The 21637-nt window shown below is 42.1% G+C and carries 17 protein-coding genes, 1 pseudogene and 1 riboswitch; of the genes and pseudogenes, 10 read left to right on the plus strand and 8 right to left on the minus strand.

The features are described 5' to 3' along the window. The first annotated feature begins 222 nt into the window (after positions 1 to 222). A complete protein-coding gene (locus ACDG22_RS07815) occupies positions 223 to 1569 on the plus strand; it encodes an IS1380-like element IS616 family transposase (RefSeq protein WP_004295325.1) in 1347 nt (448 codons plus the stop codon). 232 nt (positions 1570 to 1801) lie between these two features. On the opposite strand, the pseudogene ACDG22_RS07820 reads toward ACDG22_RS07815, so the two are convergent. Next, positions 1802 to 2317: pseudogene (locus ACDG22_RS07820) on the minus strand (family 43 glycosylhydrolase); the annotation flags it as partial. 301 nt (positions 2318 to 2618) lie between these two features. On the opposite strand from ACDG22_RS07820, the gene pfkA reads away from it, so the two are divergent. Further along, positions 2619 to 3599 carry a 6-phosphofructokinase gene (gene pfkA / locus ACDG22_RS07825; RefSeq protein WP_040312041.1) on the plus strand — a complete coding sequence of 327 codons (981 nt, stop codon included), beginning with the start codon at positions 2619 to 2621 and terminating at the stop codon, positions 3597 to 3599. Between the two features lie 55 nt (positions 3600 to 3654). Here pfkA and ACDG22_RS07830 read toward each other — a convergent pair whose 3' ends face one another. Next, positions 3655 to 4308: an HAD family hydrolase gene (locus ACDG22_RS07830; protein ID WP_007569119.1), complete on the minus strand. Its 654-nt coding sequence runs from the start codon at positions 4306 to 4308 to the stop codon at positions 3655 to 3657. Positions 4309 to 4558: 250 nt separating this feature from the next. Between ACDG22_RS07830 and ACDG22_RS07835 the strand changes: the two genes are divergently transcribed. From ACDG22_RS07835 to ACDG22_RS07855, 5 genes are all read left to right on the plus strand, one after another. Next, positions 4559 to 5218 carry a DUF2490 domain-containing protein gene (locus ACDG22_RS07835; RefSeq protein WP_270230518.1) on the plus strand — a complete coding sequence of 220 codons (660 nt, stop codon included), beginning with the start codon at positions 4559 to 4561 and terminating at the stop codon, positions 5216 to 5218. A 117-nt stretch (positions 5219 to 5335) separates the two neighbouring features. Beyond that, positions 5336 to 5839: a nitroreductase family protein gene (locus tag ACDG22_RS07840; protein WP_007569113.1), complete on the plus strand. Its 504-nt coding sequence runs from the start codon at positions 5336 to 5338 to the stop codon at positions 5837 to 5839. A 125-nt stretch (positions 5840 to 5964) separates the two neighbouring features. Then, positions 5965 to 6222 carry an OadG family protein gene (locus ACDG22_RS07845; RefSeq protein WP_007569111.1) on the plus strand — a complete coding sequence of 86 codons (258 nt, stop codon included), beginning with the start codon at positions 5965 to 5967 and terminating at the stop codon, positions 6220 to 6222. Positions 6223 to 6253: 31 nt separating this feature from the next. Continuing rightward, positions 6254 to 8113, plus strand: a complete 1860-nt coding sequence (locus tag ACDG22_RS07850) for a biotin/lipoyl-containing protein (protein WP_118484330.1) — start codon at positions 6254 to 6256, stop codon at positions 8111 to 8113. Further along, a complete protein-coding gene (locus ACDG22_RS07855; protein ID WP_007569107.1) occupies positions 8113 to 9348 on the plus strand; it encodes a sodium ion-translocating decarboxylase subunit beta in 1236 nt (411 codons plus the stop codon). The genes ACDG22_RS07850 and ACDG22_RS07855 overlap by 1 nt, the downstream gene beginning before the upstream one ends. Before the next feature lie 450 nt (positions 9349 to 9798). Here ACDG22_RS07855 and ACDG22_RS07860 read toward each other — a convergent pair whose 3' ends face one another. From ACDG22_RS07860 to ACDG22_RS07875, 4 genes are all read right to left on the minus strand, one after another. Then, complete coding sequence (locus ACDG22_RS07860) at positions 9799 to 11055, minus strand: phosphoglycerate kinase (RefSeq protein WP_007569105.1); 1257 nt, start codon at positions 11053 to 11055, stop codon at positions 9799 to 9801. Between the two features lie 302 nt (positions 11056 to 11357). Beyond that, positions 11358 to 12698 (minus strand): OmpP1/FadL family transporter, encoded by a 1341-nt coding sequence (locus tag ACDG22_RS07865; RefSeq protein WP_178270163.1) that lies wholly within the window; start codon positions 12696 to 12698, stop codon positions 11358 to 11360. 257 nt (positions 12699 to 12955) lie between these two features. Then, positions 12956 to 15160 carry a sodium-translocating pyrophosphatase gene (locus ACDG22_RS07870; RefSeq protein WP_370858836.1) on the minus strand — a complete coding sequence of 735 codons (2205 nt, stop codon included), beginning with the start codon at positions 15158 to 15160 and terminating at the stop codon, positions 12956 to 12958. A 71-nt stretch (positions 15161 to 15231) separates the two neighbouring features. After that, positions 15232 to 16674, minus strand: coding sequence for a potassium/proton antiporter (locus ACDG22_RS07875; RefSeq protein ID WP_022125554.1), 1443 nt, complete (start codon positions 16672 to 16674; stop codon positions 15232 to 15234). Positions 16675 to 16764: 90 nt separating this feature from the next. Further along, a riboswitch (cobalamin riboswitch) is annotated at positions 16765 to 16985 on the plus strand. Positions 16986 to 17119: 134 nt separating this feature from the next. Between ACDG22_RS07875 and ACDG22_RS07880 the strand changes: the two genes are divergently transcribed. Genes ACDG22_RS07880 through ACDG22_RS07890 form a run of 3 tightly spaced genes read left to right on the plus strand, consistent with a single transcriptional unit; the run spans position 17120 to position 20344 of the window. Further along, positions 17120 to 18256: an ABC transporter substrate-binding protein gene (locus ACDG22_RS07880; RefSeq protein WP_040312040.1), complete on the plus strand. Its 1137-nt coding sequence runs from the start codon at positions 17120 to 17122 to the stop codon at positions 18254 to 18256. Positions 18257 to 18275: 19 nt separating this feature from the next. Continuing rightward, entirely contained in the window at positions 18276 to 19310 is a 1035-nt protein-coding gene (locus ACDG22_RS07885; protein WP_022125555.1) for an iron ABC transporter permease, read from the plus strand. 2 nt (positions 19311 to 19312) lie between these two features. Beyond that, a complete protein-coding gene (locus tag ACDG22_RS07890) occupies positions 19313 to 20344 on the plus strand; it encodes an ABC transporter ATP-binding protein (RefSeq protein WP_022125556.1) in 1032 nt (343 codons plus the stop codon). 145 nt (positions 20345 to 20489) lie between these two features. Here ACDG22_RS07890 and ACDG22_RS07895 read toward each other — a convergent pair whose 3' ends face one another. After that, positions 20490 to 21074, minus strand: a complete 585-nt coding sequence (locus ACDG22_RS07895) for a chromate transporter (RefSeq protein ID WP_007569097.1) — start codon at positions 21072 to 21074, stop codon at positions 20490 to 20492. A gap of 11 nt (positions 21075 to 21085) precedes the next feature. Continuing rightward, entirely contained in the window at positions 21086 to 21637 is a 552-nt protein-coding gene (locus ACDG22_RS07900; RefSeq protein WP_007569096.1) for a chromate transporter, read from the minus strand.

Consider the following 21637-nt stretch of genomic DNA (forward strand, 5'->3'; position numbering starts at 1 on the left):
AATACTTGAATTCAAATCGTGGAGAAATACATAAAATGTGAATTATTTGAATACAAAGATACTAAAAATTCCTTCACATAACATCGCATTGGCAAAATGGCAGGTTAAGTGCTAACCTGAATAATTCATAGTCTCCACAAAAAAGAGAACGCCCTTCTTGTATATTTGCAAGAAAAGCATTAACTTTAAGGTGTTAAAAATAAACTTAATACCGGCGTTCTCATGTGCAAAGATACAACAAATAACGGAGTCAGTCAAGAGAAAAATCTTTTTTCTTTTCAAGACGTGCTTCCTGACAGGAAAATTCAGGTCGATTTCAATGCCCCGGACATCTCGTCCAATGGAGGACTGGTGCTTGTCGGTCTAATGAAAGACAGCATAGCGCGAAAGATAGCGCGCCTAATTCCGGATTATCGAAATCAACTTTTCGTACAGCATTCCTACGAAGAGATGGTCTGCCAGCGTGTCGGACAGATAATGTGCGGCTACGAGGATGCCAACGACTGCGACCGCCTGCGCCACGACAGTGCCCTTAAGATGAGCGTGGGCCGCAAGGCATCGGATCCCGGCCTGTGCTCACAACCGACGATGACACGGCTTGAGAATCATATTGACAAAAGGACCTTATGGAAAATAGCAGAACTGTTTGTCAAGGACTACATCTCATCCTTCGACAAAGCTCCGCGTAAGATTATTCTTGACGTTGACGATACAAATGCCAACACATACGGGGCGCAGCAGCTGTCGCTGTTCAATGATTACTATGACGAATACTGCTACATGCCGATGGTTATTTTCGACGGTATGAACGGCAAGCTGATACTTCCTCTACTGAGACCGGGACGACGCAACAAGTCGCTGAACATCTTCGGTATACTGCGCAGAGTCATTGAATACATCCATAAGGAATGGCCTCACACAATAATAGAACTCCGCGGGGACAGTCATTTCTGCAGCCATGAGTTTATGGACTGGGTCAAGACACATCTTTATGTGAGATTTATCACAGGGCTGTCGGGCAATCCTGCGCTTATGAAGAAAATCGACAAGCAATTGCGCCGTGCCAAGGGGGATTTCGAACTTCACCATGAGGATGTACGCCGTTACTACAGCTTTGAGTACAAAGCCAAATCATGGAAATACAGACAGAGGGTGATTGCAAAAATCGAAGTCTCCGACAAGGGTGTAAACGTCCGCTTCATAGTCACAAGCAACCGTAACAACAAGCCCGAGACAGTATATCGACGTTACTGTAAGCGCGGCACAATGGAGCTATGGATAAAAGACCTGAAGTATTTTCGAGCCGACAGGATGTCGTGCAGTTCTTTCAGAGCCAATATGTTCCGGCTGTTTCTATATGGCGCGGCATATGTGACCGCATACCGTCTCAGGTCGAAGGCTTTCTCCAATACAGAGGTCGGCGCCTTCACGATGGACAGCTTCATGAAGCGGATTATGCTGAGTGCCGTCTTCATAGTCGAAAAAAAGACTTTTATAAGGTTCAGCTTTTCCCCACACCATCGACACCTTGAAGCTTTGTCGCAAGCCTTGACGAGACTCTCTGCCTGACAAGTGGAATAATCTGAAATCAACCTGAGTCCGATTCTGTAATCGGACTTATAAGTCATATCCGCTCCATAAAAATGGACGTGATAATCAGACCTGAGCATGCCGAAATCAAGGCTTCGGACAGGATTATAACTCTACATCAAGCGGTCATTCGATGATAGACATTAGTTGGAGGCTTCAGATTGTCCCCATATCTGTTTTGATAACCTGAAATGAATCCACTATGAATAATGTAGGTTAGCTTGATAGGATCGCTCCAGCCTTTTGCCGGATCGAATGTTTTCACAATGATATTCCCCAATCCTCCTCCGATATGGGTCGTAATCATATAGAAAGTATCGTTGTATGGATTATATCGGATAGTGGGGGCATAAATACCTTCACTGATCTTGCAGTTTTGTAGTTTTAGTTGTGAAGGACGTTCGAGGACGTGACCTATCGGTTTCCAGTTTACCAGATCAGTAGAATGGAATATAGGTACTCCCGGATAGACGGCAAATGAAGAGCATGCCAGATAATAATCATTTCCTTTTCGGCAAATGCTAGGATCTGGATAGCATCCTTGTAATATGGGACTATAAAATTCATTTGCTGAAAGCTTGTTATCGTTATAAACTTTGTCCTGTCCGGTATAGGTGAAATGACTGAAAATGGCATTATCGGGTGATGAAGCCTGAAGCTGGTTGCCATAAGTAAATCCTGCCAGACTTATGGCTGCTAATGTGAGTAGACGGATGTGTTTTTTCATTGTTGATTTGAATTAATGTTTGTTGCAAAAATATGGATTTATGTTGTTGGAGATTGACAGCTATGTTGCAAATATTGTTCTATTGATAACATTATGTACCAGCGTGTCAGGTAAATATTGAGGATATGTACGGTATTTGAAAAAATAAGTAACATAGATTATACTATGTTCTATCGGACGTGAAAACTGTCTTTTTATAGTTATTTATACATACGGATTACTTTGTTTTGTAGAAATGTTCTACTTTTGGGGACTGTTTTTAGAATATTTAGGAATTGGAAAATTCAACAAACGAGTTATTATGAAACAAATTAAGTGTATTGGTATCCTGACATCAGGTGGTGATGCATCAGGAATGAATGCAGCGATTCGTGCTGTGACTCGCAGTGCCATTTGTAACGGTTATACTGTGAAAGGTATTTACAGAGGGTATGAAGGTTTGATCCGTAATGAGATTAAGGAACTTACGACTCAGGATGTCAGCAGCATTATCCAGCGTGGGGGAACAATCTTGAAGACTGCACGTTCGAAAGACTTTATGACTCCCGAAGGCCGTAAGGTGGCATACGATAATATGGTAGCTGCTGGTATTGATGCATTGGTTGTAATCGGCGGAAACGGTTCATTAAGCGGAGCGCAGATATTTGCCAATGAGTTTGATGTTCCTTGCATCGGTTTGCCGGGAACTATTGATAATGATTTGTATGGAACGGACTCTACTATCGGATATGATACAGCCTTGAACACAATTGTAGACTGTGTGGATAAGATTCGTGATACAGCAACTTCACACGATCGTATTTTCTTCGTTGAAGTGATGGGACGTGATGCCGGTTTTCTGGCACAAAACAGTGCGATTGCTTCTGGAGCAGAAGCAGCCATTATTCCTGAAGACCAGACTGACGTAGACCAGCTGGAGAAATTTATCGGTCGTGGCTTCCGTAAGTCGAAGAACAGCAGTATAGTCATCGTGTCGGAAGCTCCGAAAAACGGAGGTGCAATGTACTATGCAGAGCGTGTGAAAAATGAATATCCGCAGTACGATGTACGTGTAACAATCTTAGGGCATTTGCAGCGAGGTGGTTCTCCTAGTGCTTACGACCGTATTTTGGCTAGCCGTCTGGGAGTAGGAGCTATCGAGGCATTGAAAGAAGACCAGCGTAATGTTATGATAGGTATCCGCAATGATAAAATTGTGTATGTTCCTTTCACTGAGGCTATCAAGAAAGACAAACCTTTGGATAAGTCGCTGATTGAAGTGCTAGACGAACTTTCTATTTGATAACAGTTTTTTGTTTTGCCACAGGCTGTATGATTATTGCAGCCTGTGGCATTTTTTATTCTGCCAGATATTGTAGTATATCTTCAGTCCGGTCGGCTATAAAATCAGGATGGTATGCTTCCAGTTCCGTGCGTGGACGGAATCCCCAGCTTACTCCTATGGTGGTTACTTCTGCATTTATTCCGGTCTGCATGTCTACGCATGAATCTCCGAGATAAACGACCTCTTCTTTTTTTACTCCCGTTTTCTCAATAATTTCAAAAATGACACTGGGATCGGGTTTGGCTGGTACTCCTTCTCTCTGTCCGAATACTTGTGCGAATGTTATTTGCGGGAAATATTGTTTGATCAGTTTGGAGGTAGCTTCCTGATATTTATTAGAGGCTACTGCCAGCATCATACCTTTGCGTTGCAGTGTATCCAGTACATCGGTTATACCCGGATAGGGTTGGCTAAGGTCTGCATTGTGTATATTATAATAAGGTATAAACAGAGAACGTATTTTCAGAATATTCGCTTCACTGCGTTCATTTTCAGGTAAGGCACGTTCAAAAAGTTTGTTTATTCCGTTTCCTACAAAATAGCGGTAGGCATCTGTTTCGTGTGTAGGAAATCCACATTCCTGCAATGCGTAATTGGTTGCTCCTGCCAGGTCGGCAATTGTATCAATCAATGTTCCGTCAAGATCGAATATTGCTAGTTTTTTCATAATCTGTATGTCTTGTTTTTATGCTTTGCAAAGATACAATAAATGAATGAATAAAGTTCATTTAGATTTTTGGGGAGCGAATGAAAAAACATCATGAAATGTTTGCGAAAACTTGCTGATGTTTTTTTTAAAATTGAGCAATTTTTCAGCTAAACTTGCTGATGTTTTTTTGAGGACTATTCTTCGGATACTAAAAGCTGATTTGTTATCTTTGTATTCTTTCTGGTTAACGCTGATAATTGTTTGTGGCATGAAAAACATAATAAAGCTTCTTATCCGTTTAGTCTGTATGGTGTGTCTTACTTTTATGGCCGTACATACAGCCTGTGCACAGTCGGATGAATTTGCCACATGGACAGGAGTCAAATTAAATTATAAAGTGACGAGCCGCTGGAATCTGTCGGGGGCGGCAGAGTTTCGTTCGAAAAACCATCTGAAGGAAGCCGATCGTGTAAGTCTGAATTTGGGGACTGGTTACAATATATTGTCTTTCTTAAAATTGGAAGGACTGTATGAAGTACATTACCGGAATAGAGGTAGTGAAGGGTGGAAGTTCAGACATCGTTATCTTGCCGGAGCGCAGGGATATCTGAAATGTCATGATTTTAAATTGTCTTTACGGGAATTTTTTCAGCAGACCTTTTTCGAAGGAGATGTAGAAAGCAGGCTCCGCTCGCGGATAAAGATCGATTACGCACCTGTATCCTGGAAAGTACAACCCTATTTTTCTGTAGAGCTTTACCAGCCGGTAGGAGAGGACGTATTTTTCAGTATAGCGCGTATGCGTTATCGTCCAGGAGTAAATGTAAAACTGTCAAGTCAGTGCTCATGTAATGTTTTCTATTGCCGTCAGTATGAACCGAAACGGTCTGCCAATATCGTAGGAATCGAATTTTCTGTCAGCATTTAGTATGCATTCGACTTTTCTGTGCGGATATGCCGAATATATAAAAATCCAGACGGATACTTTTTTGTGGAAATAACTTTCGTTATTTTTGTGATATGAAATCTTTAACTGTTTGATAAAATGAATTTTCTGGAACTTGTAAAAGCACGTTATTCAGTAAGGAATTATGAGGAACGTCCGATAGAACAAAACAAGCTGGACTATATAATGGAGTGTGTGCGTCTTGCACCGTCGGCTGTAAATTTCCAGCCTTGGAAATTTGCTGTGATAACCGAGAAAAAACTGCTGGAAGCCTTGAAATCTGCCTATCCCCGTGAATGGATAAAGACAGCTCCTTGTATCATTGTGGCCTGTGGCGATCATAATGTAGCATGGCATCGTAAGTTGGACAACAAAGATCATACCGATGTGGATGTTTCTATTGCAGTAGAACATTTGTGTCTGGCTGCAGCCGAACAAGGATTGGGAACATGCTGGGTATGCAATTTTGATGTACCTCTCTGTAAGGAGATATTGGGATTGCCTGCAAACATAGAGCCGGTAGCCCTTGTTCCGGTAGGATATCCTGCCTCGCAGGAGGTTCCGGAGAAGAACCGCAAGCCTTTACAGGATATTTTATTCTGATAAATTTACATTATTTAATAGCGGATATTTACGAAATGTAATCTGAATCCGTAATTTTGGGACACTCTTTAGAAACTGGTTTTCTGGAGAGTGTTTTTTTGTACAATTAATAACTTATTTATATTATGGAGAACATCGGAGTCGGATTATTGTTAATGGTGGTCGGAATGTGCACCGTTTTCTTGATTCTTCTGATTGTTATCTGGATAAGTCAGTTCCTTATTTCTGTGGTGAATAAGATAGCCCCTGAAGAAGAGCCGAAGAAGAAGCCTGTTACAAGTGGGCCTTCTACAGATGCCGGGGCAATGGATGCTATTAAGGCCGCTGTGGAAATTCTGACTGCCGGTAAGGGTCAGGTGATAAAGATTGAAAAATTGAAATGAATCTGTTAAAGAAAAACACATTACTTTTACAATGGAAAAAGAAGTAAAATTTAGTCTGGTCTTTCGTGATATGTGGCAGAGCGCAGGAAAATATGTGCCTCGCGTAGACCAGTTGGTTAAGGTGGCCCCAGCCATTATCGAAATGGGGTGTTTTGCTCGTGTTGAAACAAATGGGGGAGGTTTTGAACAAGTTAATTTGCTTTTTGGAGAAAACCCGAATAAAGCTGTACGTGAATGGACAAAACCGTTTCACGAAGCAGGTATTCAGACACATATGTTAGACCGTGCCTTGAATGGCTTGCGCATGAGTCCGGTTCCTGCCGACGTACGCAAATTGTTTTATAAGGTAAAAAAAGCTCAGGGAACAGATATTACACGTACCTTCTGCGGACTGAATGATGTTCGCAATATTATCCCTTCAATCGGTTATGCTCACGATGCTGGAATGATTTCTCAGTGCTGTCTGTGTATCACATATTCACCGGTGCATACCGTAGAATATTATCTGGATATGGCAAAGAAACTGATTGAAGCCGGATGTGATGAAATCTGTATCAAGGATATGGCAGGTATCGGACGTCCGGTTTTCTTAGGTAAGATCGTTGCTGGCATCAAGCAGATAAAGAAAGATATTACTATCCAGTATCACTCTCATGCCGGACCTGGTTTTAACATGGCTTCTATTCTCGAGGTATGTAAGGCCGGATGTGACTATGTAGATGTTGGTATGGAACCTCTTTCATGGGGTACAGGACATGCCGATGTAATCAGTGTGCAGGCAATGTTGAAAGATGCCGGCTTTAAGGTTCCTGAAATCAATATGCAGGCCTACATGAAAGTACGTTCGCTGATTCAGGAATTTATGGATGATTTCCTGGGCTTGTATATCAGTCCGCGTAACCGTCTGATGAACTCATTACTGATCGGTCCGGGACTTCCGGGTGGTATGATGGGTAGCTTGATGGCCGATTTGGAAACCAATCTGGAGTCTATCAATAAATATAAGGCAAAACGTAATTTGCCGTTTATGACTCAGGATGAACTGCTTATTAAGCTGTTTGATGAAGTGGCATATGTATGGCCACGTGTAGGTTATCCTTGTCTGGTTACTCCGTTTAGCCAATATGTAAAGAATCTGGCTATGATGAATGTTATCCAGATGGAAAAAGGTAAGGAACGCTGGGGTATGATTGCCGATGATATCTGGGATATGATTTTGGGTAAGGCAGGACAGTTGCCCGGCAAGCTGGCTCCGGAAATTGTGGAAAAGGCTGAACGTGAAGGACGTAAATTCTTTACAGGTAATCCTCAGGATAATTATCCTGACCAGCTGGATAAATATCGTCAGATGATGTGGGAAAAGAAATGGGAAACCGGTCAGGACGATGAAGAACTCTTCGAATATGCTATGCATCCGGCTCAGTATGAGGCCTACAAGAGTGGAAAGGCTAAAGCTGATTTCTTGGAAGATGTGAAGAAACGCCGTGAAGCGAAGGAAGAAGTACACATGGCCAACGATCAGACTAAGATATTGACTGTTGATGTCAACGGTCAGCCATATCGTGTGACAGTAGCCTTTGGTGATGTTAATCCTGCAACTTTGCATGGTGCTCAGGCAGCTGCTCCTGCAGAACAGCCTGCGGCAGTTCCTGCTGGCGAAGGTAAAGAAGTGCTTTCACCGCTTGAAGGTAAGTTCTTCCTGACCAAGAATGCTCAGGAAACTCCGCTGAAGGTAGGAGATAAGGTGAACCAGGGCGACGTAATATGCTACGTGGAAGCCATGAAGACTTACAATGCGATACGTGCCGAGTTTAGCGGAACCGTAACTGCCATTTGTGCTAATTCGGGTGATTCCGTATCAGAAGATGATGTATTAATGAAGATATTATAATGGAAGATATATTTGCAAGATTATATGATATGACTGCGTTCAGCAATATTGTTGCTGATCCGCGGTTTCTCATCATGTATGCCATTGCTTTTATTCTCCTTTATCTGGGTATCAAAAAGCAGTATGAACCTTTGCTGCTTGTGCCGATAGCTTTCGGGGTATTGCTAGCCAATTTCCCGGGTGGCGATATGGGAGTTATACAGGCTGATGAGAATGGCATGGTGATGGTGAATGGTGTGATGAAGAACGTCTGGGAAATGCCTCTGCATGAAATTGCTCATGAGCTGGGCTTGATGAACTTCATTTATTATATGTTGATCAAGACAGGATTCCTTCCTCCTATCATCTTTATGGGAGTAGGTGCATTGACCGATTTTGGACCGATGCTTCGTAATCTTCGTCTTTCTATTTTTGGAGCGGCTGCTCAGTTGGGTATCTTTGCTGTACTGCTGGTAGCTATCCTGATGGGATTTACTCCTAAGGAAGCTGCTTCACTGGGTATTATTGGTGGTGCAGATGGTCCGACAGCTATCTTTACAACAATCAAGCTGGCTCCTCATTTGTTAGGTCCTATTGCTATTGCGGCTTATTCGTACATGGCTTTGGTTCCGGTTATCATTCCGCTGGTTGTTCGTATCTGGTGTACTAAGAAGGAACTTTCTATCAATATGAAAGAACAGGAGAAGAAATATCCTTCGAAGACAGAAATCAAGAACCTGCGTGTGCTGAAGATATTGTTCCCTATCGTAGTTACAACCATTGTAGCTTTGTTTGTTCCGAGTGCAGTACCTTTGATCGGTATGTTGATGTTCGGTAACCTGGTAAAGGAAATCGGTAGCAATACTTCACGCTTGTTTGATGCAGCTTCCAATAGTATTATGAATGCAGCAACTATCTTCCTGGGTATTTCAGTAGGAGCAACTATGACAACAGATGCTTTCCTGAATTGGACTACTATCGGCATTGTAATTGGTGGTTTCCTTGCCTTTGCATTGTCTATTTCAGGTGGTATTTTGTTTGTGAAGGTTTTCAATCTCTTCACTAAGAAGAAGATTAATCCGCTGATTGGAGCTACTGGACTGAGTGCTGTGCCTATGGCAAGCCGTGTAGCCAATGAAATTGCTTTGAAATACGACCCGAAGAATCATGTGCTTCAGTATTGTATGGCAAGTAATATTTCAGGTGTTATCGGTTCGGCTGTTGCTGCCGGTGTGCTGATTTCTTTCTTGGGATAAGACTCTTGTATTCTAATAAAAAACTCCTTTTATACACTGCTCTGGGCGGGTGTAAAAGGAGTTTTTTTATTAGGGGTATATCTTTTATTTTATTTTGTTCTATTGCTGTCCGGTAGAACTTTTACGATTGTTGGCATTTGCTTGAATATAGTCGTTTGAACATTGTTTTAATAAAACGGGAACTGCCAGTGTAAATATATCTTGGTCTGATACATAATAATTTATAGAGTGATGTTTATACAGAAAAACAGCTCTTTCAAAGTAGTATGATGACCAGCTCTTTTTCAAACGACCTATGAAGGCTCATGAAGATTTCTTATCGGGCAGCAATAATAACTGTAATGTCAAAATGAAAAACGTGTTGCTCGATGTATGAAAAAAGAAAGAGGACAATCCTCGGAAGAGAATTGTCCTCTCATATAACTCTTAGGTATAGAGTGTTAGTCTAAATTATTTGTCGCCACGGATAGCTGCGATACCCGGAAGGATTTTACCTTCGATAGCTTCCAACAAAGCACCACCACCAGTAGAGATGTAAGAAACCTGATCAGCCATACCAAACTTGTTGATACAAGCTACAGAGTCACCACCACCGATCAATGAGAATGCACCTTCTTTTGTAGCTTCAGCAATAGCTTCTGCAATTACTTTAGAACCACCTGCGAAGTTGTCCATTTCGAATACACCGGCAGGACCATTCCACAAAATAGTCTTTGCACCCTTGATAGCTGCTTTGAATTCTTCACGAGTCTTAGGACCTGCATCCAATCCCATCCATCCGTCAGGAATGTTCTTGTCGTCGCAAACCTGAGTGTGTGCGTCGTTTGCAAATGCATCAGCAGCTACACAGTCGCAACCCAAAACCAAGTTAACACCTTTAGCTTTAGCTTTAGCCATGATGTCAAGAGCTAAGTCAAGTTTGTCATCTTCAACCAAAGAGTTACCGATCTTACCACCTTGAGCTTTTGCAAAAGTAAATGCCATACCACCGCAAAGGATCAAGTTATCTACTTTGTCCATCAAGTTTTCGATGATACCGATCTTAGTAGAAACTTTAGAACCACCCATGATAGCAGTAAACGGACGTTTGATATCTTTCAAAACGTTGTCTACAGCCTGAACTTCTTTTTCCATCAGGTAACCCAACATCTTGTGATCAGCATCGAAGTAGTCAGCGATAACTGCAGTAGAAGCGTGTTTACGGTGAGCTGTACCGAATGCATCCATTACATAGCAGTCTGCGTAAGAAGCCAAAGTTTTAGCAAATTCTTTCTGAGAAGCTTTCATAGCTTTCTTTGCATCTTCGTAAGCAGGATCTTCTTTTTCGATACCTACAGGTTTTCCTTCTTCTTCAGGATAGAAACGCAAGTTTTCGAGCAACAGAACTTCACCTGGTTTCAAAGCAGCAGCAGCTTCCTGAGCTTTAGCGCAATCTGGAGCAAACTGAACTGGAGTACCCAAAGCAGCAGCAACAGCGTCTACAATCTGGCTCAGAGAATATTTAGCGTTTACTTTGCCTTTTGGTTTACCCATGTGTGACATGATAATGAGAGCACCACCATCAGCCAATACTTTTTTCAAAGTAGGCAGAGCACCACGGATACGAGTATCGTCAGTAATTTTACCTTCTTCGTTCAAAGGTACGTTGAAGTCAACGCGAACGATTGCCTTTTTTCCGGCAAAGTTGAATTTGTCAATAGTCATCATAATCTCAATATTTTTTGTTTAAAGTTGTTTGTAATCTCTTTAAGATGCAGCGCAAAGTTAAGAAAAAAAAATTACGAAGTTCAATCTCTTTCAGCTAAATTCATTGGGGGGGTGTTATTTTCTATTAAAAAAATGAACTGCACCTTCAAAGTTATATGTAAAACTTTTAGGGAGCAGTATTCGTTTTCTTTATGGTAAAAAACAAAAAGCCTGTCATTAATTTTATCGACAAACAGATGATAAAATCAATGACAGGCGAAGAGGAGAGAATATTTAGTTTCCCCGAAAATATATCTTACTTTTTAGAAATGATAATTCAGACTCAGACCGAATATTTTATTCGTACGGCTATATACATCTGTACCTTTTACTCCGGTATTATTATAACTTTCTGTAGTCTTTGTATAATCATCATAGTTAGTCCAGAAATATGCAACATCAATACTCCATGATTCATTGAAGTTGACTCTTGCTCCGAATCCTAGTGAGTATGAACTACAGTAGAAACTTGTATCTGTTTGGAAATCATTGCTTAATCCATAGTTCGTTTTCTGGAAACCTCCACTGATAGTTAATTTTTTGATGATATCCCATTCTATTCCGGCAAGGTATTCGTGTGTTCCGTGCTTCAACGTCTTCTGACGGTCATTCAACATACCGGCATGTTTGTCATCAAAGAAGTGGTATTCTACTGAAGCACGCAGGTTGTGCAAAATTTCGTATCCGGCAGCTACACTCAGAAATGCAGGAATATCGCTGGGAGTCTGTTCTCCATCAGCATAAGGTTTAAGAACTTCTTCCGGTACCCCTGGAGCATCTAAAGTATTAGTCTTGTTTTCGATATTTAAGTTTGTTTTGATTTCATATTTGGCAGCCAAGTTCCATTTTCCAAGTTTTACGTCGGCACCGATTATCGGAGTAACTCCCCAACCTGTCTGCTCGCAGTCGAGTGCCAGATTCATTAATTGCGTTCCTCCGAAATCTTGTTTTAACTGTGCTTTCAGATATCCTTCATAGCCGCTTTTTACATAGTTCATACGTCCTCCGGCGTATACACTCAGCCAGTCGTTGATTCTATAGCTTAATCCTAGCTGTACACCATAAATATATTGTTTACCATCCATTGCGGTATTGATATCATACATATTAGGAGTAACAGGTTTTCCTATTAAACCAGCCAGTTGTTCGTTTTTATAAATTCCCCCAATTGCCAGAGAGTTAAACATTGGCAGACCGTTGTCGAAGGAAGCTTTTCCTCCTCCTCCTGTTATAGCAAAACTTGCAGAAACAGCCCAGTTCCCATCTTTATATACACCATGGAAAGAAGGGATGAACGGTGCTGATGCTGTACCTTTATAATTTTGTGTTGTTTCTTTGCCATCTAATGTCCATAATCCTGTAGTGGCAGCAATTTCACGAGTTTGATATGCACTTTGTCCGGTTAGTGAGAGGTGAAAACCATCTTTTTGTAAAAAGGCTAGTCCGGCTGGGTTGCTATATACACCGTCTACATCAATAGAGGCACCACGCGCTGCCATACGTAAAAAGGCGGCATGTTGATTTGTATTAGTTAAATAATCTCCTGCGAAAGTTGAGTTTGAAACAATTAGTGTCGCTGCGCCGATAAGTAAAAATTTCTTCATTAAAATATATTTTTGATAAATTAAAGCCGCAAAGGTAGCTTTATTTTATCTGCTTCACAAACTTTTGGTGATTTTTATTTGTAAAAGAAATAGTTTTAAAAGAAACTAATATGTGTGGTGCGTTGAGAAGTAATGAAAGAAAAGCACATCGATTCTATAAAAATAATCCTTCACTACCTTTTATTACTGACAGTAAAGAAAATAAAGATAGTGAAGGATATTGGGGATAAAAATTATCAATGTGAGTATTATTCTTTTTAGAATAAGCTCCAGGATACAGTCAGTCCTGCCATGACAATAGCTACCATGCTCATCAATTTAATAAGAATATTCAAGCTGGGGCCTGACGTGTCTTTGAATGGATCGCCTACTGTATCTCCTACTACTGCTGCACGATGTACTTCGCTGCCTTTACCTCCGAAGTTACCTTCTTCTACATACTTCTTGGCATTATCCCATGCACCGCCGGCGTTTGCCATAAAAATAGCCAGAACAAATCCAGAAGACAATCCTCCGATAAGCAGTCCGATTACTCCAGGGACCCCGAATAATAATCCGGTGACAATAGGAGCTATTATAGCCAGAAGTGATGGAAAGACCATTTCGCGCTGGGCTCCTTGGGTAGAGATTTGTACACAGCGTGCGTAATCCGGCTCTGCCTTGCCTTCCAGTATACCCTTGATTTCACGGAATTGCCGGCGAACTTCTTCTACCATGCTGGCAGCAGCACGTCCTACGGCATTCATAGTCAGACCACAAAACAGAAAGGCCACCATGCTTCCGATGAACATACCCGATAGAACCTTTGGGTTCATCAGTGTTACGTCGTAATACATCATGAAATCTGTGAAACTAGCCTCGCGGATCGTTATGCTGATACCACCTGGTAGTTCGAGAAGTGTTGTTCCGATACGTTCCAAACCGATACGTATTTCTTCAATATAGGAAGCCAGCAAAGCAAGCCCTGTCAGTGCAGCCGAACCGATGGCGAATCCTTTTCCAGTAGCAGCTGTTGTATTTCCCAAAGAGTCGAGTGCATCGGTACGGTGACGTACTTCTTCGCCCAATCCGCTCATTTCGGCATTTCCTCCTGCATTGTCAGCTATCGGACCATAAGCGTCGGTTGCTAAGGTGATGCCTAATGTCGAGAGCATTCCTACAGCGGCTATACCTATACCGTATAGTCCCATACCGATATTGGTGAAATCGAAGCCCGATGCCAGCCAGTAAGAAAGGATGATTCCAGCTACAACTGCAATGACAGGTATTGTTGTAGAGATCATTCCCAGCCCGATTCCGGAGATAATAACAGTAGCAGGCCCCGTTTTTCCACTTTCCGAAAGCTTTTGAGTCGGTCTGTACGATTGGGATGTATAATATTCGGTAGACTGTCCGATAATGATTCCTACCAATAGTCCTACTACTACAGCAAAGGCAATATTAACCCAATTGGTTATGTTTAGCATCCAAAGAATAAGGAATGTACCTATTACGATGAGAACAGAACTGAGGTTTGTTCCGGTAGAGAGCGCTTTGAGCAATTCTTTCATGCCAGCGTTTTCCTTTGTACGTACAGCGAATATGCCAATAATGGAAAGGATAATTCCTACTGCTGCTATCAACATCGGAGCAATAACAGCCTTAAATTGCATTTCTGTATTGCCTGTTCCGATGAAGGCTGCTGCTCCTAGTGCGGCTGTTGCAAGTATTGATCCGCAATACGATTCATACAAGTCGGCTCCCATGCCAGCTACATCACCGACATTGTCACCTACATTGTCGGCTATTGTTGCCGGATTGCGTGGGTCGTCTTCGGGAATTCCGGCTTCCACTTTACCAACCAAATCAGCTCCTACATCGGCAGCTTTCGTATAAATACCTCCTCCAACTCTGGCGAATAGGGCTTGTGTAGAAGCTCCCATTCCGAATGTAAGCATTGTAGTGGTGATGACACATAATTTAGCAGTCGGATTCATGGCATCTGCCGGAATACATTTGTCTAGAAGAATATACCAGAAGGAAATGTCGAACAACCCTAGTCCGACTACTACGAGTCCCATTACTGCTCCGCTTCGGAAAGCAATTCGTAGCCCGTCGTTCAATGAATTGCGTGCAGCATTGGCAGTACGTGCCGAAGCATAGGTCGCAGTTTTCATTCCCAGATAGCCCGACAGTCCCGAGAAGAATCCTCCTGTAAGGAAAGCAATCGGAACCCAGTGATTTTGCAGATTGAATCCGTATGCCATGATGGCAAACAAAATAACGAGTCCGATAAAAACAAGCGTAACAACTTTGTATTGTTGTTTTAAGTACGACATGGCTCCTTTGCGAACATGGGCAGCTATTTTCTGCATTTCAGGACTGCCTTCGCTTTCCCGCATCATTTGCTTGTAGAAATATCCGGCAAAAGCTAATGCCAGAATTGATGCAATGGGAACCAACCAAAAAAGATATGTTTCCATAAGATTTGATTTTAAAGTTGTTTCCCAAATGTAATAAATAAAATGGAAATAAACAGCTGTAAACCTTACTTTTATTTCTTTTCAGACATTACCAGCAGTTTATCTCCGGCATGAAGTTCTATCTGTCCGTTAGGAATAATAAATTCGTTTCCTCGTTTGATAAGCATCACGAGTGTGCCTTTAGGAATATTCATGTCGGCTAGCCGGTTTCCGGTTGAGAGCATGTCTTCTGTAAGCGTGATATCATCCAGGTGGGTGTCGATTTCCTCCGGAAGTTCTACACCAAATTCATTACCTTCTTTTTCTTCAGGCAAGTCAAGCTTGAGCCAGCGTGCCATTTTCGAAATAGTCATTCCCTGTATAGTAAGCGATAACAGAGTAATGAAGAATACGATATTGAACAACTGGTTTGAGCCGGGAATTTGTGCTATTACCGGATAAGTTGCAAAAATAATAGGAACGGCTCCTCTTAGTCCTACCCAGGAAATAAAAACTCGTGCCTTATTAGTGATTCCTTTAAATGGAAGCAGGCACAAAAATACACTGACCGGGCGTGCTATCAGAATCATAAAGACGCCGATAAGCAGAGCTGTTACAGAGATATCGAGCATTTCATGAGGATTGACCAAAAGTCCCAAAGTCAGGAACATGATTATCTGGAACAGCCATGTCAGTCCGTTCATGAACGTATTGGTTTCTTTCCGGTAAGCCAGTCGGGCATTTCCAACAATCATTCCGGCGATATATACTGCCAGATAGCCGTTTCCTTTAACCAGGTCGGTAAGAGTAAATGTGATGAAGACCAGACTAAGCAGAAGAATCGGGTAGAGAGCACTGTTGGAAAGTTCTATTTTATTGACAAGCCAGACAGCGAACTTACCGAAGGCGTATCCTATGACTCCTCCGAACAGGAACTGTATAAATAAGTCTTTCAGTATGACTGTTACGTCGAAATTGCTTCCGCTGCCGATAACCTGAATCAGTACAATGGTAAGCATATATGCCATCGGGTCGTTACTTCCACTTTCCAGCTCCAGCATGGGGCGGAGATTGTATTTAAGGTTCATGCGTTGTGAGCGCAACAAGCTGAATACCGAAGCCGAGTCTGTAGACGACATGGTTGCAGCAAGCAGCAAAGAAACCATCAGAGTAAGTTCTATGTTGGCATGCGTGTAATGCGAAAGGAAGAAAATAAACAATCCGGTAAGCAGTGTGGTGACCAATACTCCCACAGTAGAGAGCAGTATACCTTGTTTTAAGACTGGTTTGATATCGGCGTATCGGGTATCCATTCCTCCCGAGAACAAGATGATGCTGAGTGCCATCATGCCGATAAACTGAGCGTCTGAAGCACTGTTGAACTGAATGCCGAGACCGTCACTGCCGAAAGCCATACCTACCAGCAGGAATAACAGCAGGGTAGGGATACCGAAACGATATCCGGTTTTGCTGATTAGAATACTTGTAAAGATTAAAATAGACCCGACTAGTAAAATATTTTCTGCAGTAATCATAGATGATATCAACTTTTAATATAAACACAAAGTAAACAAATAAAATTGGATTTTGGTTCACCTTTTATTGCATTATAAGTACTTATTGCATATATTTGTCACAGTTTTGTTCCGTCGGGCTTCCGATTGGTATATGCGAGGCCACGGATGAAAAGGGAATCGGGTGAAAGTCCCGGACAGTCCCGCTGCTGTAAGCTCCTTTGTAAAGGTTTGTTTACTACTTCAGGTCACTGCTTTCTTCTGTTTGAGAAAGTGGGAAGGCATAACAAACCGGAGTAAGTCAGAAGACCTGCAAAACGAAATCATGCTTGTGCTCTCGAGGAAAGAGTAGCAAGAACTATGTTTTTACTATGTTAATATTGAGGAAGCTGATGTGAGAATGATTATTTCTCATATTGCTTTGTTTATTGTAGACCGATAAATTATTATAATCATGGCAAATGAACTGAAGAAATACATACTATCTGCCCATATAGTACTTATGGTCTTGCTGTTTTCCGCTTGTAACGGAAAGAGCAAGACCTCTTTTATGCAAGAAGGAGGTGATACACTGAATTTACGCTATGCAGAGAATCTGCAAATTGTAAAATACCAGCATTATACTCAGGTTACCCTGCGTAATCCCTGGGACACACTGAAAACGTTGCATACATATTTGTTGGTCAATAAACAGGATTCGTGTCCTTCATCCTTGCCGGAGGGTACAATTGTTCGGGTTCCTTTATCAAACTCCCTGATATTCTCGTCTGTGCACTGCGGACTTTTACAGGAGTTGGGCGCACTGGATAAAATAAAAGGAGTATGTGATTTGCAGTACATCCGTGTTCCTGCTATATTGGAAAGTTGTCGGAAAAAAGAAATAACCGATGCGGGGAGCAGTATGAATCCGGACATAGAGAAAGTGATAGACATGCATCCCGACGGTATCTTGCTTTCACCTTACGAAAACAGTGGTGGTTACGGACGTATAGAAAAGCTGAATATACCGATTCTTGAATGTGCCGACTATATGGAAACTTCAGCATTGGGGCGTGCCGAATGGGTACGTTTTTATGGGTTGCTGTTTGGAAAAGAGGCTGAGGCAGACTCTTTGTTTGCTGGGGTAGAGGAGGCCTATCTTTCACTCCGGAATCAAGTGAAAGACATAACACCGAAACCGACTGTCATTACAGAACTGAAAACCGGTGGTACATGGTATGTGCCGGGGGGAAACAGTACAATGGCAAAACTGTATGCCGATGCGGGGGCACGGTATATATTTGCCGATATTCCTCAAAGCGGTTCTGCTTCTTTGGCTTTTGAAACAGTATTCGATAAAGGACAGCACGCCGATTTCTGGCTGATAAAATACAATCAGCAGGTGGATAAAACTTATAGAGAACTGAAGAGTGACTATGCGCCATATGCCAATTTTGATGCGTTCCGCAATCGTCGGGTATATGGATGTAATACCAGCCGCATTTCTTTTTATGAGGAAGTACCTTTTCATCCAGAATTGTTGCTCAAGGATTTGGTAAAAGTATTTCATCCTGATATCTTGAAAGATTATACTCCAAGATATTTTACTAATTTAGCGGAGTGATATCTCAGAAAGTGTGTGCATGAAGACAAATAGAGGATATATATATGGTTGTGTACTTGCTGTAATGATTGTGCTGCTTATGGCAGCCAATCTGGTTTTCGGTTCGGTAGATATTCCGGTGAAAGCCGTAGCAAACATCCTTTTTGGCGGAGAAGTAGAAAAAGACAGCTGGCAGTTTATCGTATGGGAGTCGCGTGTTCCTCAGTGTATCACAGCTCTGCTTTGTGGAACGGCTCTTTCTGCGTCGGGCTTGATGCTGCAAACCGTATTTAGTAATCCGCTTGCCGATTCTTCTATTTTAGGTATCAGTTCGGGAGCAAGTCTGGGAGTTGCACTTGTTCTGCTGGCAGGTGGAGGAAGTATCATTGCCGGAGAGTTTGTACTTTCAGGTTTTCTTTCTGTAGTGGCTGGGGCATTTGCCGGTGCGGCTTTGGTGATGGCAATCATTTTATCTCTGTCTGCCATAATTAAAAATACGGTGATGTTGCTTATTGCCGGTATTATGATAGGTTATGTAGTTTCTTCCATCATCTCATTATTAAACTTCTTTTCTACAGCCGAAGGGGTACACTCGTTTGTACTTTGGGGAATGGGAAGCTTTGGTGGCGTGTCGATGAAGCAGCTTCCCGGCTTTTCCATCATAACGCTGTTGGGATTGCTTATCGCGGTGTTGATGATAAAACCTCTTAATGCTCTGTTGCTTGGCATTCGCTATGCAGAAAATCTGGGTGTAAATATACGCAGGGTACGCAACTGGCTGCTGATTGCTACCGGATTGCTGACTGCGGTAACTACAGCCTTTTGTGGTCCGATTGCCTTTATCGGACTGGCTGTTCCTCATATGGCGCGACTAATGTTGGGCACATCCAATCATAATATGCTTATGCCGGTAACGTTGCTTACGGGAAGTGCTGTCGCACTGTTGTGTAACCTGATTTGTATTTTACCCGGAGAAGCAGGCATTATTCCACTCAATGCCGTGACTCCTCTTCTGGGAGCTCCGGTCATTATTTATGTTATTATCAATCAGCGTAAGATTCAGTATTTTAATTAAAAATGAAAGTACAGTCTGTTGTCATAGAGGCCAAGGATTTAACTATCGGTTATCGGCATGGTAAGCGGGGAGAAGTAGTTCATAGTCATTTAAATTTTGCTTTGTGCCGTGGTGAGCTGACTTGTTTGCTTGGATCAAACGGTGCGGGAAAGTCGACACTTCTTCGTACGTTGGCTGCTGTCCAGCCTCCTTTGTCGGGGGATATTACTTTACTAGGTAAGCCGTTGGCCAGTTATTCTCCTAAAGAGCGTTCTTGGAAAATTGGTATTGTTCTGACGGATAAGACACAGGCTGGAGGATTATCCGTACGTGAACTGGTTGCCTTGGGACGTCAGCCTCATACCGGATTCTTCGGACGTTTGGGAAAAGAAGATCATGAAATCATCGACCATGCGATGGAAGCAGTCGGCATGGCGGAAAAAGCTTCAAAATATACAGCGGAACTGTCGGATGGAGAGCGTCAGAAAGTGATGATAGCCAAAGCACTGGTTCAGGAATGTCCGTTGATCTTGCTTGATGAGCCGACTGCCTTTCTTGATGTGGTAAGTCGCATTGAGATAATGACATTGCTCCATCGCCTGGCATCGGAAGAACAGCGTGCTATCTTAATGTCTACTCACGATATAGAACAGGCGCTGGTGCTTGGTGATAAACTCTGGCTGCTGAAAAAAGGGAAAGGACTGGAATGTGGGGTAACCGAAGACTTGATACTGGCTCACAGAATGGATACACTGTTTCCTCACGAAGACATTCGTTTTGATTCGATGCATGGCATTTATTCTCCAGAAGTAAAGGGAGGAAAATCTATTTATTTGTCGGTTTCCGATGAAATTCTCCGCCATTGGGCGCAGAATGCGATGAACCGTAATGGCTTTTTATGTCTTGAATTGCCGGGAGCGGACAGAAAGGAATGTTTGCCCTTGCTCGAAGTGAAATCTGCTAATCATCTGATATTAAGTACAGAAAGGAATTCCGAGGTTTATTGTTCATTCGAAGCCTTGTTTGCTTCTTCTCAACTTGTCTGTGAATTGTGAGGGAGGTATCGGGTTACTGCATCCAGATGTCTTAAAAGAAGCTGAAATCGTACGAAAAGTTTGTACGAAAAAATAAAAAACATCAGCATGTTTTTAGGAAAACATGCTGATGTTTTTTTATTAATTTCAGCAATTTCTGATTGTGTTATTGAGGGGTGAGAATATATCCGAAAGTTACATAACCGATAATACCGCAAATTACTATCAGCAGAATCGGATTTACTTTATAGCGATACGATGCTATGAATGTGCCGGCAAACAGTATGATACTTGTGAGAATCTGCCAGTTGTATGTTCCAAAGTTTTCTCTGTTCATCAAAACCAGTGCTGCAGCTGCCAGCAATCCGACAACACCCGGGCGTAATCCTTCGAATACGGAAGCAATAATCGGATGTTTCTGATATTTCAGAAAAAACTTGCTTATCAGTACCATCAGAATGAATGACGGCAGCACTACAGAAACTGTGGCGATAGTAGAACCTAAGATGCCTACTGCATGAGAATATCCAGCATTGACAACAGCTGAATAACCCACATAGGTAGCGGAGTTGATTCCGATCGGACCGGGAGTCATCTGGCTGATAGCTATGATGTCGGTAAATTCATTAGAACTGAGCCATTCGTGGCGTGTCACTACCTCGCCTTGGATCATCGAAATCATGGCATATCCGCCTCCGAATCCGAAGAGCCCTATCTTGAAAAATGTATAGAATAATTGTAAAAATATCATAGCTGTTTATTTTACTTCTGTTGGTTTTGTTTATTCTTGTATCGTCCGTACAGATATCCTCCTAGTCCACTTAGTATGATAACGTAGATAGGAGAGAAATCGAGCAGCCAGATCAGCAGGGCAGAAACACAGGGAATCCAGATATTATACCGGCTGATCTTTGCCGATTTGGCCATTTTAAATGTTGGAGCAGCAATGAGTGCTACAACTGCGGGACGGATGCCTTTAAAGATATTTTCTACTGCCGGAATATGCTTGAACTGCTGGAAAAACAGTGCAATGGCAAGCATGATGATAAAAGAAGGAAGGATCGTTCCCAGTGCCATCCAGAAAGCGCCCCAGAACTTTTTCAGTTTGTATCCGATGAAAATAGCTATATTGACAGCAAAAATACCCGGTACGGTCTGTGCCAATGCCATCAGGTCGAGAAAATCTTCTCTTGATATCCATTTTCGTTTGTCTACCAGTTCGTTCTCTATCAAAGGAACCATAGCATATCCGCCTCCTATGGTAAATGCTCCGATACGGGTAAAAATCAGAAACGATTTGATGTAAAAAATCAT

The organism is Phocaeicola coprocola (genome assembly GCF_041333015.1).
Taxonomy (GTDB): domain Bacteria; phylum Bacteroidota; class Bacteroidia; order Bacteroidales; family Bacteroidaceae; genus Phocaeicola; species Phocaeicola coprocola.